The sequence below is a fragment of the Ruegeria sp. AL11 genome (assembly GCF_056540865.1).
This window is the reverse complement of the sequence record NZ_JBQFXO010000001.1, coordinates 390,594-406,447: the sequence shown is the minus strand read 5'-3', so window position 1 is coordinate 406,447 and position 15,854 is coordinate 390,594. Positions and strand designations below refer to the sequence as shown.

The window sequence follows — 15,854 nt, the reverse complement described above, 5'->3', positions numbered from 1 at the left end:
GCCATGGGCCGGGTTAGCCAGTTGCCATGCTGTCAATCTTCGATCAGGGGCCACCGACGCCCTGCCCGACCCCGTTCAATCTGGCCGCTCATGTGCTGGGCAAGGCGGATGAGTTGGCCGACAAAACCGCCCTGTCCGTTCTGCGCCAAAACGGGTCCGAAGACTGGAGTTATCGCGCATTGAAAGCCGCCGTTCTGGGAACGGGTCAGGGCCTGTTGCAGGCCGGACTTCACCCCGGAGACATCGTGTTGATGCGTCTTGGAAACACAGTCGAGTTTCCCATCGCCTATCTTGGGGCCATCGCTGTCGGCATCGTACCCGTTCCGACCTCATCGCAACTGACCGAACCGGAAACCGCCCGGATCATCGCCGAGCTTTCCCCAGCCGCCATCTTGCGCGACCCTTCAGTGGATTGCGCCCAGCATCCACGTCAGATCCATCTGGACGAACTGATCGCCATGCATGACCTGCCGCCCGCGGCGTTCGATATGGGCGCCCCCGAACGCCTGGCCTATGTGGTCTATACCTCTGGCACGTCGGGCAAGCCCCGAGCAGTCGCCCATGCTCATCGCGCGATCTGGGCACGTCAGATGATGGTCGATGGCTGGTACGGCCTGACCGAGCAGGATCGCCTGTGCCACGCTGGTGCGTTCAATTGGACTTATACGCTGGGCACCGGGCTTATGGATCCCTGGACGATCGGAGCCTCGGCCCTGATCCCAGAACCCGGCACCGATATGTCTCAGCTGCCGCAAATGCTGCGCCAAAACCGCGCGACGATCTTTGCTGCGGCACCGGGTGTTTTTCGAAAAATGCTGTCCGGTACGGATCGGGTTGAGCTGCCCGATTTGCGCCACGGCCTATGCGCCGGGGAAAAGCTGTCTCGGTCGCTGCATGCCCAGTGGGAAACGGCCACCGGAACGGAGCTCTACGAAGCGTTCGGCATGTCCGAATGTTCAACCTTTATCTCGTCCAGCCCGACCCATCCTGCGCGCGGAGATTCCCTCGGGCAACCTCAACCGGGCCGCCGCGTTGCAATCCTCGGGCCGGAGGGGCCTGTGCCGCAAGGGAGCGAAGGGACCATTGCCATTCACCGCTCTGACCCCGGCTTGATGCTGACCTATCTGAACGCACCCGACGAGGCGGCCGCCCGACTGCAAGGCGACTGGTTTCTGACCGGCGATCAGGGCGCCATGGCCGTCGATGGGCAGATCACCTATCTGGGGCGCGACGATGACATGATGAACGCAGGCGGCTACCGCGTCTCGCCGGTTGAGGTCGAATCCGTCCTGTCCCGCTTTCCCGGCATCATTCAGGTCGGGGCCGCAGCCGTCGAGGTTAAACAGGACACATTTGTGATAGCGGCCTTCTACTCCGGCCCCGAGAGACTGGACGAAGACGCTCTGCACGCCTATGTCCAAGCCAATCTGGCGCGTTACAAACAGCCGCGTGCCTTCGTTCACCTTCCCGAGTTGCCAACCGGCGGCAACGGCAAACTCCTGCGCCGCGCGTTGCCGGCCTATTTCAAGGCGTCCACCCCATGAGCCAAACAGACAATCAGACCGTCAAGCTTGATATCCTGTCCGATCCGATCTGCCCCTGGTGCTACATAGGCAAATCCCATCTGGACAAAGCCTTGGCAAAACTGCCGGATCATCCGTTTATGATCGAATGGCACCCGTTCCAGCTGAACCCCGACATGCCCGATGCCGGCATGGATCGGCGCGAATATCTGGAACAAAAATTCGGCGGCAAGGACGGTGCGGTGCGCGCCTATGCGCCCGTGGTAGAACATGCCGAGAATGCGGGCCTCAAGATCGACTTTGAGGGGATGAAGCGCACACCAAACACTCTGGATGCTCATCGCCTGATCCACTGGGCTGGGATCGAGGGCAAGCAGAACGCCGTTGTCGATGCTCTGTTCGACGCCTATTTCGTTCAAGCGCGTGATATCGGCGACCCGGAGGTCCTGTCTGACATCGCTGATAGCGCTGGTATGGACGCGGCGGTGGTGATGAAATTGCTCAAATCCGACGCCGACCGCGAGGATATCCGCAACCGCGACACTCACTCACGCGAGATGGGCGTCAGCTCGGTCCCGACCTTCATTGTTGCCAATCAACATGCCGTTCCGGGCGCGCAACCTCCTGAAATGTGGGAGAAAGTGATCGGAGAAATCATGTCTCAACTTGAGGCTTCCTCTGCATAGAAGCACAGAGCTCTGTGCGAAATTCCGATCTGGCGCAACCTGATCTGCCGTGATAGCGCGATCAGGTAAGGAGTTTCCATGACCAACCGCATGTCTCGTGGAGAGTTCATTGCGCTGATCGCAATGATGTTCTCGACCATCGCCTTTTCTATCGACTCAATGCTGCCCGCCCTGCCCGAGATCGGCGCGCAGCTCAGCCCGGATGACCTCAATCGCGCACAGCTGATCCTGACGTCTTTCGTGCTTGGGATGGGGATTGGTACGTTTTTTACCGGCCCTCTGTCGGATGCGTTTGGCCGCAAGCCGGTCATCTATGGTGGCGTCGCGCTTTATATTGCGGCCTCGGCCGTGGCCTGGGCCAGTTCCTCGCTTGAACTCGTTCTGGCCGCCCGAGTGGCGCAGGGACTGGGTGCTGCGGGTCCACGTGTTGTGGCTATGGCGGTCATCCGCGATTTGTACTCGGGCCGGATCATGGCGCGCATCATCTCGATCGCGATGTTGCTGTTCACGCTTGTACCCGCCGTGGCGCCCATGTTGGGGGCCGGAGTGATCGCGCTGTTCGGCTGGCGCGGTATTTTTGTTTCGTTCATTCTGTTCGCCGTGATCGTCTGCGTCTGGATGGGAACCCGCTTGCCCGAGTCGCTGGCAGTCGAGAACCGTCGCCCCTTCCGCCTGCCGCTAATGGTCGCCGCAACGAAAGAGATGTTCGCCCATCCAACTGTCCGCCTGTCGATCATGGTGCAAACCCTGTGCATGGGGATTTTGTTCACCATGCTGACCATGGTTCAGCCCGTCTATGACGTAATCCACGACCGGGCGGAGAGCTTTCCGTTCTGGTTCGGGTTCGTCGCTCTGATGTCCGGTTCGGCCAGTGTATTGAATGCGGCCCTCGTTGTGCGCGTCGGGATGCGCCGCATGGTGACTTGGGCGCTGGGGGCGCAGATCGGCATCACGGCTTTGGTCATCGTGACCAATTCCTTCCCGCTGTCGCCCGACGCCTCGTTTGGCCTGTTCGTGGCCTGGCAAACCACCGTATTCTTCATGGCCGGCGTCACCATGGGCAATCTCAACGCCATCGCGATGGAGCCGATGGGGCATATCGCCGGAATGGCGGCCTCGGTCATCGGATCGGTCTCGACTGTGCTCGCCGCGGCCATTGCAGCCCCGGTCGGACTGCTGTTCGACGGCTCGATCCTGCCATTGACCACGGGCATTCTAACCATGTGTATCCTGGCCTTTGGCCTGATGATCCACATGGGCCGTATCGAAAACAGACTGCTCGCCTGAGGATTTTCAGCCCGGATCAAACGCGCTACGCTGTCCCGACCAACATGGCGGAGGGTCAGTTATGAGTGAGTATTACGATCTGGGCACCTATTCCTGCCCTGTTTCAACATCGTCCGCTGAAGCCCAGCTCTGGTTTGACCGAGGGCTGGTCTGGACCTATGGCTACAACCATGATGAGGCCGTCGCCTGCTTTGAAAAAGCCGCCGAACATGACCCGAACTGCGCCATGGCGCATTGGGGCATCGCCTACGCAGCCGGCCCGAACTACAACCTGCCGTGGGACTTGCAAGACGACCGGGGACGGCAGAAAGCACTGACAAAGGCCTTTGAAGCCACGCAAAAGGCGCTGAGCCTAACCGATAGCTGTACCGAGGTTGAAAAGGCTCTGATCCTCGCCCTGCCGTCCCGCTATCCGCAGCGCGACACGACCGAGGGCATGCATGAGTGGGACTATGATTTTGCCGACGCGATGCGCGCGGCCTTCAAGGCTCAGCCAGATCACCTAGACTTGCGTACAATCTATGTTGAGGCGCTGCTCAACCTGACGCCGTGGCAAATGTGGGACCTGTCAACTGGTCAACCCGCCGAAGGTGCCGCCACGCTTGAGGCGCAAGAGGCGCTGGAATGGGCCATGCAGAACGACCCCGACGCCATGTCTCATCCCGGCCTTCTGCACCTCTATGTCCACCTGATGGAGATGTCCCCAACCCCCGAAAAGGCCCTCAAAGCGGGCGATGTCCTACGCACTCTCGTCCCCGATGCAGGCCACCTTGTTCATATGCCGACGCATATAGATATCCTCTGCGGCCACTATCAGAACGTGGTGCATTGGAACCAGAAAGCCTCGGAAGCGGACCTGAAGTACTATGAGCGTGAAGGGGCGTTCAACATATACACCGGCTACCGCCAGCACGACTATCATTTCACCATCTATGGCGCGATGTTTCTGGGTCAGATCGAACCGGCCCTGCGGGCCAACCAAGGTATCTGGGACACGACCCCCGAAGAGATGTTACGCATTGAGAGCCCGCCCATGGCGGATTTCTTTGAAAGCTACATGTCCATGGGGCCTCACATCCTGATCCGCTTTGGCCGATGGGAGGAGGCAAAAGCGCTGGTGCCACCGGAAGACCCCGACCTGTACCGCACGCTGACGGCAACCACCCACTACGCCCGCGCGCTTGCTTTCGCCGCGACCGGCGATGTGCCCCGCGCCGAGGCCGAGGAACAGCTGTTCCTCAAAGCCAAAACCCTTGTGCCCGAGGCTCGGCGATTGCACAACAACCGCGTCATCGACCTGCTGGAGATCGCAACCGAAATGCTGCGCGGTGAGATCGAATACCGAAAGGAAAACTTCGGTCTCGCCTTCGCCCACCTGCGCCGATCTGTCGAATTGGACGACACGTTGCCCTACGACGAGCCTTGGGGATGGATGCAACCCACCCGCCACGCGTTGGGCGCGCTGCTCTTCGAACAGGGCCATTTGACCGAGGCGGAAGCCGTATACCGAGAAGATCTGGGCCTTGGCGGAACCCTCAGCCGCGCCTCGATCCATCCGGACAATATCTGGAGCTTGAAGGGCCTGCACGATTGCTTGAAAGCACGCGGCGATACGATTGAGCTACCTCAGATCAAACAGAGGCTGGATTTGGCCCTGGCAAGGGCCGACCGCGCAGTCGCTGCATCTTGTTTCTGCGCCCAGTCCGCCATGCAGACCTGAGTCGCGCTGCGCGCGATGCCTCCGGCGGAGGTATTTTTAGCCAGATGAAGTCTGGATCGCCTGCTTCATCTGGCCGGAAATATCCCGGGGGAGTCGCGGCTTACCGCGGCGGGGGCAGCGCCCCCTTCCCCGCTATCCGCTTGTTTTAGCCTTTTTTCTTTCGGCCACTACTTTTTCAGCGAGGTCGCGGGCAATCGCAAACGCGCCTTTGATCTTGTCGCTATCTTTCTTCCAGTCGCGCCGCACAACGATTTTGTTGTCTTTGACCTTCGCCATGCCGCGCTGGTTCTGGATGAACTCGACCAACCCTTGGGGCGAGGCGAATTTGTCATTGTGAAACTGAATCGTCGCGCCTTTCGGCCCTCCATCCAATTTCGCAATACCTGCACGCTTACACATGGCCTTGATACGGACGACCAGCATCAGGGTGTTCACCTCTTTTGGCAGCGCCCCGAAGCGGTCAATCAGTTCCGCGGCAAAGCCCTCAAGTTCAACCTTGGTCGAGAGCGAGGACAAACGGCGATAAAGGCCTAGGCGGACATCAAGGTCGGGCACATAATCCTCGGGGATCAGAACCGGTACGCCCAGATTGATCTGCGGCGCCCATTGGTCATCGGCGTCCGAGAGCCCCTCCATCTCACCGGCTTTGATCTTGGCAATCGCCTCTTCCAGCATCGACTGGTAGAGTTCATAACCCACATCGCGCATCTGGCCGGATTGTTCTTCGCCCAACAAATTACCGGCCCCACGAATGTCGAGGTCCTGACTGGCAAGCGTGAATCCGGCTCCCAGCGTATCAAGCGAGCCCAGAACGCGCAGACGCTTTTCGGCGGTGGCGGTCAGCTTCTGGCGGGGTTTCGTGGTCAGATAGGCATAGGCGCGGGTTTTCGACCGCCCGACCCGGCCTCGGATCTGATAGAGCTGCGCGAGGCCGAACATATCCGCCCGATGCACGACCATCGTATTCGCAGTTGGGATATCCAGACCGCTCTCGACAATCGTCGTCGCCAGAAGCACGTCATATTTGCCGTCATAGAACGCGTTCATTCGGTCGTCGAGTTCACCCGCTGCCATCTGCCCATGAGCGACGACGTAAGTCAGCTCTGGTAATTGCTCCTTCAGGAACTCTTCGATCTCAGGCAGATCCGAGATGCGCGGCACCACGTAGAAGCTCTGCCCGCCGCGATAGTGTTCGCGCAGCAGGGCCTCGCGGATCGTTACCGCGTCGAACTCGCTGACATAGGTGCGGATGGCCAGACGGTCGATGGGCGGCGTGCCGATGATTGATAGGTCGCGCACGCCAGTTAGTGACAGTTGCAGCGTCCTGGGGATCGGCGTTGCGGTCAGAGTCAGGACGTGGATATCCGAGCGCAGCTGTTTCAGGCGCTCTTTGTGGCCAACGCCGAAATGTTGTTCCTCGTCGATGATCAGCAAGCCGAGGTTGTTGAAACGGATACCTTTTGCCAGCAGAGCATGAGTGCCGATCACAATATCGACTGTCCCGCGCGCCAGCCCGTCTCGAGTCTGTTGCGCCTCTTTCGCCGAAACAAAACGCGATAGCTGCCGAACCTCCAGAGGGAAACCTCGGAATCGTTCCTTGAACGAGGCCGCGTGCTGACGAGCAAGCAGAGTGGTCGGTGCAACGACGGCTACCTGAACGCCTGACATGGCGGCGACAAAGGCCGCGCGCATGGCGACCTCGGTCTTGCCAAAGCCGACATCCCCACAGATCAGACGATCCATTGGCGCGCCGGAATGCATGTCCTCCATGACTTCCGAGATGGCCCGCAACTGATCGTCCGTTTCCTGATAGGGGAAGCGCGCGCTGAACTCCTCCCACGCGTGGGGCGGTGGGTCCATCACGGGGGCTTTGCGCAGGGCGCGTTCAGCGGCGATGCGGATCAACTTGTCCGCCATCTCGCGGATGCGCTCTTTCAGCTTGGCCTTTTTGGCCTGCCATGCGCCACCGCCCAGACGGTCCAGCAGCCCTTCGTCATGGCCGTATTTCGACAGCAGCTCAATATTCTCGACCGGCAGGTACAGCTTGGCCGCTTCGGCATATTCCAGCAGCAGGCATTCATGTGCCGCACCGGCGGCTGTGACGACCTCCATCCCCATATAGCGACCGATGCCGTGGTCCACATGCACCACCAGATCGCCGGGGCTGAGGGATTGGGTCTCGGTCAGAAAGTTCTCGGCCTTGCGGCGTTTCTTGGGCTGGCGGATCAGGCGATCTCCCAGCACGTCCTGTTCCGCAATCACGGTCAGATCCGCCGTCTCGAACCCATGTTCCAAGGCCCAAACCGCCAGATGGAGGCCCCTTTTGCCGATACGCGTGCCGTCGGTGACCGGGATCGCCTCGGCCAGACCTTCGTCTTCGATCAAGCCGGTCAGACGCTCTCGCGCGCCTTCGGAATAAGACGCGATCAGCACCGGTCCTTTGTCCAGCTTGCCCTTGATGTGATCCGCCAACGCACCGAACAGGCTGATGCTTTCCTGTTGGCGTTCGGGCGCAAAGTTCCGCCCGATCCGCCCGCCCGCGTCGATCACACCGGGTCCGCTGGCCTGTGGCAGAGGGCAGAATTGCAGCACGCGCCGATCGCCAACCGCCTGATCCCACGCCGCATCATCGAGATAGAGCAATCCGGGCGGTGTCGGCTTATAAACCGTATCCATGCGCGAGCGGTTTTCCAGCGCCAGCCGCCGTGTCTCATACTGATCGGCGATCGTGTCCCACCGCGCCAGACGCGCGGGTGAGACCTGATCATCCAGAGAAATCGTCGCCTCCGGCAGATAGTCGAAAAGAGTTTCCAGCTTTTCGTGGAAAAAGGGCAGCCAATGTTCAATGCCCTGATGTTTGCGGCCCGCGCTCACGGCCTCATAGAGCGGATCATCCGTACCCGCCGCACCGAATTCGATGCGATAGTTCTGGCGGAACCGGGTGATGGCAGCCTCGTCCAAAATGACTTCAGAGACGGGGGCAAGCTCGACCACGTCAAGCTTTTCGGTGGTCCGTTGCGAGACCGGATCAAAGCGGCGCGCGCCGTCCAGAACGTCTCCGAACAGGTCCAACCGGACGGGGCCGGATTCGCCCGGAGGGAAGATGTCTATAATCCCGCCCCGGATCGCGTAGTCTCCGGGCTCCATCACGGTGGGGCTTTGGGTAAACCCCATCCGCACCAGGAACTTGCGCAGGGCGTCTTCGTCCACGCGTTGGTTGACGCGAGCGGTAAAGGCGGCCTCGCGCAGAACCTCGCGCGCCGGCACGCGTTGGGTCGCGGCATTCAGTGTGGTCAGCAGCACGAAACGCTCGGGCATCTGATGGGCAAGCGCTGATAGCGTCGCCACCCGCGCTGCGGCAATATCCGCGTTGGGCGAGACCCGGTCATAGGGCAGACAATCCCAACCGGGGAAAACGAAAACCGGCATGTCGGGGGCAAAGAACGCAAGTGCTGCCCGCATCCCCTCCAACCGCTTGTCATCGCGCGCCACATGGCATACCGGCCTTCCCGAACGCGCGATCTCGTTCAGCACAAGCTGCGCGTCATACCCTTCGGGGGCGCCGCCTACTGTCACGTGGTTCGGAGCCTTCATCCATGACCCTTTCAGATTTCGCTATCCCAGAACGCTGATCGAAAAGTTCTGATACATGCCCCACATCGAAGTGGCCAGTATCGAGATCATGCCGATGATCTGCGTATACAGGCGGCATCGTGACAACGTCTTGGCAACGCGCTCCAAAGTCAGTTCGTGCCGCCGCAAACGGCGTGCGTGGAAGATGTTGATGAAGGTCACGATCACCAGGGGGAACAACAGCAGAAACACGGCCTGCGCAAATTCGACCCAATAGTAAAAACCCAGCGTCGCCAATGCAGTAAAGACGAAACAGGCCATTGCCAGCATCACCATGCCCGACACCTCTACATAGTAGATTATGCGGTTGGTGTTGATGCGCACGATGTCCAGCAGGTCGACCTCAAGCTGGCCGCCAACGCGGCGGGCGCGGACCACCATGTCGTAGGGCACCCCCATCGACCAGTGACTGGCCGAAGACCAAGTGACCGCCAGAACAATCCAGAACCACAGATTCGAAAAGCTGCGCATGTCGATTAGTTCGAAAATCGTAGAGTACCAGTCCAAACGCAGCCCTTTATTCACAATCCTCAGGGGGTTCTGTCGCTATGGCGCGTCCATTGATGCCCTTGAGCCCTTGGCGGATTCATGCCACCCAATGCGGCAATGTTCAAGGAGGACGCGCCATGAAACCGACCATCGCCCCTTACCCTCAGACCCGTTTTCGCCGGGCGCGTCAGTCCGATGCGATCCGCGGGCTTGTTCGCGAGCATACGCTGACCACCGATGATCTGATCTGGCCGGTTTTCGTGCGTGATGGAGAAGGCATTGAAGAGCCGGTGCCCTCGATGCCCGGCGTGATGCGGCGGTCGGTCGACCTAATTGCCAAGGCAGCGGTCGAGGCGCAAGCCCTTGGAATCCCCGCGATCTGTATCTTTCCCTACACCGATTCTTCACTCAAGACCGAGGATTGCGCCGAGGCCTGGAGTCCTGACAACCTCTCGAACCGCGCGATCCGCGCGATCAAGGCCGCGGCGCCGGATATCGCGGTCATGACTGATGTTGCGTTGGATCCGTACAACATAAATGGTCATGACGGATATGTAGTGGATGGCGAGATCGTGAATGACCAGACCGTTGAGGCGCTGGTCAAGATGACCCTCGCGCAGGCCGAGGCCGGGGCCGATATCATTGGTCCGTCAGACATGATGGATGGCCGGATCGGCGCGATGCGCTCGGCGCTTGAGGCGGCGGGACATCACAACGTGATGATCCTAAGCTATGCCGCGAAATATGCCAGCGCCTTCTACGGCCCGTTCCGCGATGCGGTTGGTGCCTCTGGCGCCCTGACCGGCGACAAGAAAACCTATCAGATGGACCCTGGAAATTCGAACGAGGCCCTGCGCCTGATCGAGCGCGACCTGACCGAAGGGGCCGATATGGTGATGATCAAGCCGGGCATGCCCTATCTGGATATCTGCCGTCGCGTGAAAGACACGTTTGGTGCGCCCACCTACGCCTATCAGGTCTCGGGCGAATACGCGATGATCCAGGCGGCCGCGCAGAACGGGTGGATCGACGGCGACAAGGTGATGCTGGAGAGTCTGCTGGCTTTCAAACGCGCAGGCTGCGACGGAATCCTGACCTATTTCGCGCCGCAGGTCGCACGGGTTCTTCAAGGCTAAAACCCCGGCACCTCGCGATATTTCGCCGACTGTTTCGCGGGCCGTGGCAGCTTTGTCGTGACATGCAGGGCCAATCGGCGTATTCTTGCACACAAGATCGGGAACACCCGACGTATCAGGCACAGTTACAGAGAAAAAAACCATGAGCAGTTCCACCCTTCCCCGACTGAACCGTCGCGGCTTTGCCTTGGGCATGGCAGGTCTGACCCTGACCGCAGCCTGCGGCAACGGCGTCGGAAACTCGAACGCGGCCACCCTTGATGCCCGTGTCGACGCGACCCTGACCGAGATGTTTGCCCGCTACCCCAACACGGTCGAGATCGCAGAAAAAGCCAATGGCATGCTGGTCATGCCCCTGATCACCGAGGCCGGGTTCGTATTCGGCGGCGGCTATGGTCAGGGCGCACTGCGCATCAATGGAGCCACGGTTGACTATTACTCGGCCGTCAAAGGCACCGCGGGTCTGCAGATCGGCGCGCAGCAATATGCGCACGTTCTGTTCTTCATGACCGAGGACGCGCTTAACGACTTCCGTCGCTCCAGCGGATGGACGGCCGGTGCCGATATCGGCTATGTGGTCAGCGATCAAGGCGACCAGTTGTCGACCGACACGACCACCCTGCTTAGCCCGGTCCTGGCAGCCATCTTCGGCCAGGCGGGCTTGCAGATCGGCGCAACCGTCGAAGGCATCAAATACACCCGCATCATCCCTTGATTTTGCACTACCACGCCCCTCACTGAAGGACCTCGCCCCTTCTTGGGGCGAGGTCTTTTTCATTGCCACGTCAAGGCAGGTTTCCGCAGTGTTCCTCTTTCGGTCGGGGCGGCCTTGAAGTAACCTCTCGCCACGTGAAGAACGAATACAAGTGGGACGTCCATGGCTCTTGTCTTTCGCTGGTTGATACGCATCACCACGGGTCTTGTCCTGCTGGTTCTTGCCGCCATCGGACTGGTCTATTTTCTGGCCAGCCAGTCGCTGCCCGAATACAATAAAACCCTTGAGGTACAGGGAGTCACTGCCCCGGTTGAGGTCATTCGCGATACAGCGAATGTGCCCCATATCCTTGGCGAAACAGATCCGGATGTGTTCTTTGGCTTGGGCTACGCACATGCGCAGGATCGTTTGTGGCAGATGACCGTTATGCGCCGCACCGCCCAGGGCCGTCTGTCCGAAGTATTTGGCTCGCGCACCGTTGCCGTAGACAAGCTGCTGCGTCGGCTTGATCTCTACGGCTTGGCCCATCGCTCGGTCGAGGCGCAGGACGACTACACAAAAGCCGCGTTGCGCGCCTACTCCGCAGGCGTCAACGCCCGCCTCACACAGATCAACGAAGAAGCTTTGGGCCGCGGCGCGCCCGAGATGTTTCTGTTCAACGCCCCGGTCTCACCCTGGCAACCCGGTGACAGCCTCGCCGTGATCAAGCTTATGGGTTTACAGCTGTCAGGCCACCTGAAGGATGAGGTTCTGCGCGCCCGGACCTCGCTGATGTTGGACGATCCCGCGCGGCTGGTCGACATTCTGCCGGATGTGCCCGGAGCCGGTATCGCCGCCCTGCCCGAATATGCCCAGCTGTTTCCCGGCCTGCCGCGCTATGCCACTGGGACGCCGATGCCGGATACGCCGCTGTCGCCGTTCCCCAAACGTGGTTTAGCCGGAGCGTCAAACGCATGGGTTGCCGCGCCGTCCCGCTCCGCCAGTGGTGGAACCCTGTTGGCTAACGACCCGCATCTGGGTTTCACCGCGCCCGGCGTGTGGTATCTGGCCCATCTGGACCTTGCCAAGGGCGGAGTGATCGGCGCGACAATTCCTGGCATTCCCGCCGTGATGAGCGGCCGCAGCGACCGTTTGGGCTGGGGCCTAACCTCCTCCTATTTGGATGATCAGGACCTGCATATCGAGCAGCTCAACCCTGACAATCCCGAGGAATACCTGACCCCGGGCGGGTTCAAGGAATTCCAGAGTCGCCCTTCGATCATCGAAATCAAGGACGAAGCCCCCATCACCCTGACCCTGCGCTGGACGGAAAATGGCCCTGTTCTGCCCGGCAGCCACTATGATCTGGATACGATCACGCCACCGGGGCATGTCGCGTCATTGTCCTGGACCGCTCTCAGCCCGAATGACACGTCCATGAGCGCTTCTATGGCCCTGATGAACGCCAATACCGTACGCGAAGCCATTGACGTCGCAGAGAAATTCATCGCTCCGTCGCAGAACCTGTCCCTGGTCGACACCGATACGATTGGCCTGAAACTGATCGGAGCAATCCCTCAGCGCGACCGCCTGAACCAAAGCAAAGGGCGCATTCCAACGCCCGGCTGGATTGCGGAAAACCGGTGGCAAGGCCGCATGCCCTACGCCACCAACCCCGAGTTCACCTCACCCGCCGGTGGTCTGCTGGGCAACACCAACAATAAGATTATCGACCGTCCTTTTCCCAACCACGTCTCGTTCGAATGGGGCGACACACAGCGCGTTCACCGCTGGGAACGGCTGATGCAATCGCGCGAGGTCCATACCCGCGACAGCTTTATCGAGGCGCAACTGGACACGGTCAGTTTCACCGCGCGCTCGCTGCTGCCGCTGATCGGAGCTGATTTGTGGTTCACCGGTGCCTCGGCCCCCGAAGGCACGCCCGAGCGCCAGCGCCAGATCGCCCTGTCCCTGCTGGCCGACTGGAATGGCGAGATGAACGAACATCTGCCCGAGCCATTGATCTATGCCGCGTGGCTACGCGCCTTGCAGATCCGCCTGATCGGGGATGAACTCGGCCCGTTGGCCAGTGAGTTCAAACATGTCGAACCTCTGTTCATCGAACGGGTTTACCGCGACATTGATGGCGCGTCGGTCTGGTGTGACGTGCGCCAAAGCGCCCCGGTCGAGACCTGCTCGGACATGGCAGAGCTGGCGTTGGACGACGCCCTGATCTGGATCGCCGAGACCTACGGCACCACTCTGGAATCCCTGCGCTGGGGCGATGCCCATCAGGCCACCCATGATCATCCTGTCCTCGGGAATGTTCCGGTCCTGCGCTATTTCGTCAACATTCGCCAATCGACCAGCGGAGGCGACAACACCCTGCTGCGCGGACGGACCTCGGGTGAAGGACCTGACCCATTCCTGAACGTGCATGGTGCTGGCTATCGCGGAGTCTACGATTTCGCCGATCCCGACAGTTCGGTCTTTATCACCGCAACCGGCCAGTCCGGGCATTTCCTGTCACGTTACTATGACGATCAGGCACAGCTGTGGCGGCGCGGAGAATATATCCCGATGTCCCTCGACATTGATCTGGCCCGAGCCGCCGCGGTGGGTGTCACCACCCTCGCCCCGCAATAATCCGCCCATTCGGCGACTCCTCGCCCCTGCTTCTTCTGGGTGCCATGACATGATGTACGGTTTCGTCCTACCATAATGGAGCGAAACCGCATCTAATGGGGGGATCATGGCCAGCATACGGGATACTCTGAACACGCTTGCGCGCGACTATGCCATCGCTTGGAGTTCGGGCGACCCAGACTCGGTCGCAAGCTTTTATGCACCTGACGGGCAGATTATCATCAACCGAGGCGACCCTCTCAAAGGCCGGGACGCCATCGCCGAAATGGCCCGAGGGTTCTATGCCGAGTTCCCCGACCTCGAGGTCCGTTGCGACATGCTCCGATGGGCCGGGTCACATGCGATCTTTGTCTGGACCCTCGAAGGGCACCATGCGGAAACCGGCAATCACGTGGTCACGCGAGGTTGGGAAGAATGGGAGTTGACCGAAGACCACAAAGTACAGTCCTCATTGGGGTGGTTTGACGCCGAGGACTATCAAAGACAAATCGACGGCAAATAGCCTTCAAAGCCCCGCAAACTGCGCCGCCTGTTTGTCGGTCCAAAGTACCGTGATCTCAAACCCGTCTTCCGTCTGTTCCTCGGATCGAACGACATCCTGCCGGAACAGCCACGCGCGCTTGTTCCCTTCGGCAAAGCTCAGCGAGAGAGTGGTTTCGCGCCGGACCCCCTGCAGTTTTGTCTCGATATCAGCCAGCAGAGGCGCGATCCCATCCCCGGTCACGGCCGAGATTGCAAAGATCGACGGATCGCGGTCAGCGCGTGCCAAAACCGCCTCGCGCTCATCGGCGTCCAGCAGATCGGTCTTGTTCCAAACCTCGAGCATGGGTCGCTCATCATCCACACCCAGTGAGGTGAGAATGGCCTGAACGTCATCGGCCTGTGCTTGTGACTCGTCATGGCTGATGTCGCGCACATGCACGATCAAGTCCGCGCCCAGAACTTCCTCAAGCGTTGCCCGGAATGCCGCGACAAGTTCGGTCGGCAGGTTCGAGATGAAACCCACCGTGTCTGAAAGGATCACCTCGGGACCGTCTGGGAGAACTACGCGGCGCATGGTCGGGTCTAGCGTGGCGAACAGCATGTCCTTGGCCATCACCTCAGCCCCGGTCAAACGGTTGAACAGGGTTGATTTGCCCGCGTTGGTATAGCCCACCAGGGCAACAATCGGATACGGCACCTTGGCCCGTGCAGCCCGATGCAGCGTGCGGGTCTTGACCACCTTTTGCAGCTGCCTACGCAAACGCACCAGTTGCTCGTCGATGGCGCGGCGGTCAGCCTCGATTTGAGTTTCACCAGGGCCGCCAACAAAGCCCAAACCGCCCCGCTGGCGTTCCAAGTGGGTCCAGGCCCGGACAAGCCGCGTGCGCTGATAGCTGAGCGCGGCCATCTCGACCTGCAACACACCTTCGCGGGTACGCGCGCGGTCGCTGAAAATTTCAAGGATCAAACCCGTCCGGTCGAGAATCTTGACCTTCCACGCTTTCTCTAGATTGCGTTGCTGAACCGGCGTCACGGGGCCGTCAATCAGAACCAGTTCGACCTCGCTATCGTGCAACCGTTCGGCCAGTTCGTCGATCTTGCCGCTGCCGAAAAGAAGACCCGGCTGGGCGCGCGGCAGGCGCACGATCTCGGACCCAATCACATCCAGATCGGGCAACGCGGCTGCCAGTGCAACCGCTTCTTCCAGCGCGGGTCTGGGGACGCGGCGCTGTTCATCTGATTTGATTTCAGGATGCAGCACCCAAGCCCGGGTGCGCTTCCTTTCATGTTCCATCAAGAGGCGTCTTCGCCCTCATACAGGTTGATCGGCTGCGATGGCATGATGGTTGAAATCGCGTGTTTGTAGACCAACTGCGACTGTCCGTCGCGGCGCAACAATACGCAGAAATTGTCGAACCAAGTGATCACACCCTGCAATTTCACGCCATTGATCAGGAAAATCGTGACCGGGACTTTTGCTTTCCGTACATTGTTCAGGAACGCGTCCTGCAGATTCTGTCTGTCCGAAGCCATATTTTATTAACTCGCCATTGTTCT

General features: G+C 60.1%; 12 protein-coding genes. 8 read left to right on the top strand and 4 right to left on the bottom strand.

Annotation, left to right across the window (positions count from 1 at the left end; all coding sequences use genetic code 11):
• Positions 1-26 precede the first annotated feature (26 nt).
• The 4 genes from ACR0IP_RS02035 to ACR0IP_RS02020 all read left to right on the top strand — a co-directional run bounded on the left by ACR0IP_RS02035 (position 27) and on the right by ACR0IP_RS02020 (position 5,216).
• Positions 27-1,544, top strand: coding sequence for a class I adenylate-forming enzyme family protein (locus ACR0IP_RS02035; RefSeq protein WP_480523505.1), 1,518 nt, complete (start codon positions 27-29; stop codon positions 1,542-1,544).
• Entirely contained in the window at positions 1,541-2,209 is a 669-nt protein-coding gene (locus ACR0IP_RS02030) for a DsbA family oxidoreductase (protein ID WP_480523503.1), read from the top strand. The genes ACR0IP_RS02035 and ACR0IP_RS02030 overlap by 4 nt, the downstream gene beginning before the upstream one ends.
• A gap of 78 nt (positions 2,210-2,287) precedes the next feature.
• Positions 2,288-3,496: a multidrug effflux MFS transporter gene (locus ACR0IP_RS02025; protein WP_170373848.1), complete on the top strand. Its 1,209-nt coding sequence runs from the start codon at positions 2,288-2,290 to the stop codon at positions 3,494-3,496.
• 61 nt (positions 3,497-3,557) lie between these two features.
• Complete coding sequence (locus ACR0IP_RS02020) at positions 3,558-5,216, top strand: tetratricopeptide repeat protein (protein ID WP_480523501.1); 1,659 nt, start codon at positions 3,558-3,560, stop codon at positions 5,214-5,216.
• A gap of 132 nt (positions 5,217-5,348) precedes the next feature.
• Here the strand turns inward: ACR0IP_RS02020 and mfd are convergent, their stop codons facing one another.
• Both mfd and ACR0IP_RS02010 read right to left on the bottom strand, forming a co-directional pair.
• Positions 5,349-8,810 (bottom strand): transcription-repair coupling factor, encoded by a 3,462-nt coding sequence (gene mfd, locus ACR0IP_RS02015; protein ID WP_480523499.1) that lies wholly within the window; start codon positions 8,808-8,810, stop codon positions 5,349-5,351.
• 21 nt (positions 8,811-8,831) lie between these two features.
• Positions 8,832-9,356 carry a component of SufBCD complex gene (locus tag ACR0IP_RS02010; protein WP_170374333.1) on the bottom strand — a complete coding sequence of 175 codons (525 nt, stop codon included), beginning with the start codon at positions 9,354-9,356 and terminating at the stop codon, positions 8,832-8,834.
• Positions 9,357-9,475: 119 nt separating this feature from the next.
• Here ACR0IP_RS02010 and hemB point away from each other — a divergent pair, with 119 nt between their 5' ends.
• From hemB to ACR0IP_RS01990, 4 genes are all read left to right on the top strand, one after another.
• Entirely contained in the window at positions 9,476-10,474 is a 999-nt protein-coding gene (hemB, locus tag ACR0IP_RS02005) for a porphobilinogen synthase (protein ID WP_170373851.1), read from the top strand.
• 142 nt (positions 10,475-10,616) lie between these two features.
• Positions 10,617-11,189 carry a lipid-binding SYLF domain-containing protein gene (locus tag ACR0IP_RS02000; RefSeq protein WP_170373852.1) on the top strand — a complete coding sequence of 191 codons (573 nt, stop codon included), beginning with the start codon at positions 10,617-10,619 and terminating at the stop codon, positions 11,187-11,189.
• A gap of 162 nt (positions 11,190-11,351) precedes the next feature.
• A complete protein-coding gene (locus tag ACR0IP_RS01995) occupies positions 11,352-13,814 on the top strand; it encodes a penicillin acylase family protein (protein ID WP_480523496.1) in 2,463 nt (820 codons plus the stop codon).
• 106 nt (positions 13,815-13,920) lie between these two features.
• Entirely contained in the window at positions 13,921-14,316 is a 396-nt protein-coding gene (locus tag ACR0IP_RS01990) for an SgcJ/EcaC family oxidoreductase (RefSeq protein WP_170688755.1), read from the top strand.
• Between the two features lie 3 nt (positions 14,317-14,319).
• Here the strand turns inward: ACR0IP_RS01990 and hflX are convergent, their stop codons facing one another.
• Together hflX and hfq are read right to left on the bottom strand one after the other, a co-directional pair.
• On the bottom strand, positions 14,320-15,591 hold the full coding sequence (gene hflX / locus ACR0IP_RS01985) for a GTPase HflX (protein WP_480523494.1): 1,272 nt from the start codon (positions 15,589-15,591) through the stop codon (positions 14,320-14,322).
• Complete coding sequence (gene hfq / locus ACR0IP_RS01980) at positions 15,591-15,830, bottom strand: RNA chaperone Hfq (protein WP_005982826.1); 240 nt, start codon at positions 15,828-15,830, stop codon at positions 15,591-15,593. Before hfq ends, hflX begins: the two co-directional genes overlap by 1 nt.
• Positions 15,831-15,854 lie beyond the last annotated feature (24 nt).

What these genes read in the sequence shown, in the direction of transcription:
- ACR0IP_RS01995 (WP_480523496.1), top strand. Translation starts at nt 11,352, where the DNA reads ATGGCTCTTGTCTTTCGCTGGTTGATACGCATCACCACGGGTCTTGTC.
- hemB (WP_170373851.1), top strand. Translation starts at nt 9,476, where the DNA reads ATGAAACCGACCATCGCCCCTTACCCTCAGACCCGTTTTCGCCGGGCG.
- hflX (WP_480523494.1), bottom strand. Translation starts at nt 15,591, where the DNA reads ATGGAACATGAAAGGAAGCGCACCCGGGCTTGGGTGCTGCATCCTGAA.
- ACR0IP_RS01990 (WP_170688755.1), top strand. Translation starts at nt 13,921, where the DNA reads ATGGCCAGCATACGGGATACTCTGAACACGCTTGCGCGCGACTATGCC.
- hfq (WP_005982826.1), bottom strand. Translation starts at nt 15,830, where the DNA reads ATGGCTTCGGACAGACAGAATCTGCAGGACGCGTTCCTGAACAATGTA.
- ACR0IP_RS02025 (WP_170373848.1), top strand. Translation starts at nt 2,288, where the DNA reads ATGACCAACCGCATGTCTCGTGGAGAGTTCATTGCGCTGATCGCAATG.
- ACR0IP_RS02035 (WP_480523505.1), top strand. Translation starts at nt 27, where the DNA reads ATGCTGTCAATCTTCGATCAGGGGCCACCGACGCCCTGCCCGACCCCG.
- mfd (WP_480523499.1), bottom strand. Translation starts at nt 8,810, where the DNA reads ATGAAGGCTCCGAACCACGTGACAGTAGGCGGCGCCCCCGAAGGGTAT.
- ACR0IP_RS02030 (WP_480523503.1), top strand. Translation starts at nt 1,541, where the DNA reads ATGAGCCAAACAGACAATCAGACCGTCAAGCTTGATATCCTGTCCGAT.
- ACR0IP_RS02000 (WP_170373852.1), top strand. Translation starts at nt 10,617, where the DNA reads ATGAGCAGTTCCACCCTTCCCCGACTGAACCGTCGCGGCTTTGCCTTG.
- ACR0IP_RS02020 (WP_480523501.1), top strand. Translation starts at nt 3,558, where the DNA reads ATGAGTGAGTATTACGATCTGGGCACCTATTCCTGCCCTGTTTCAACA.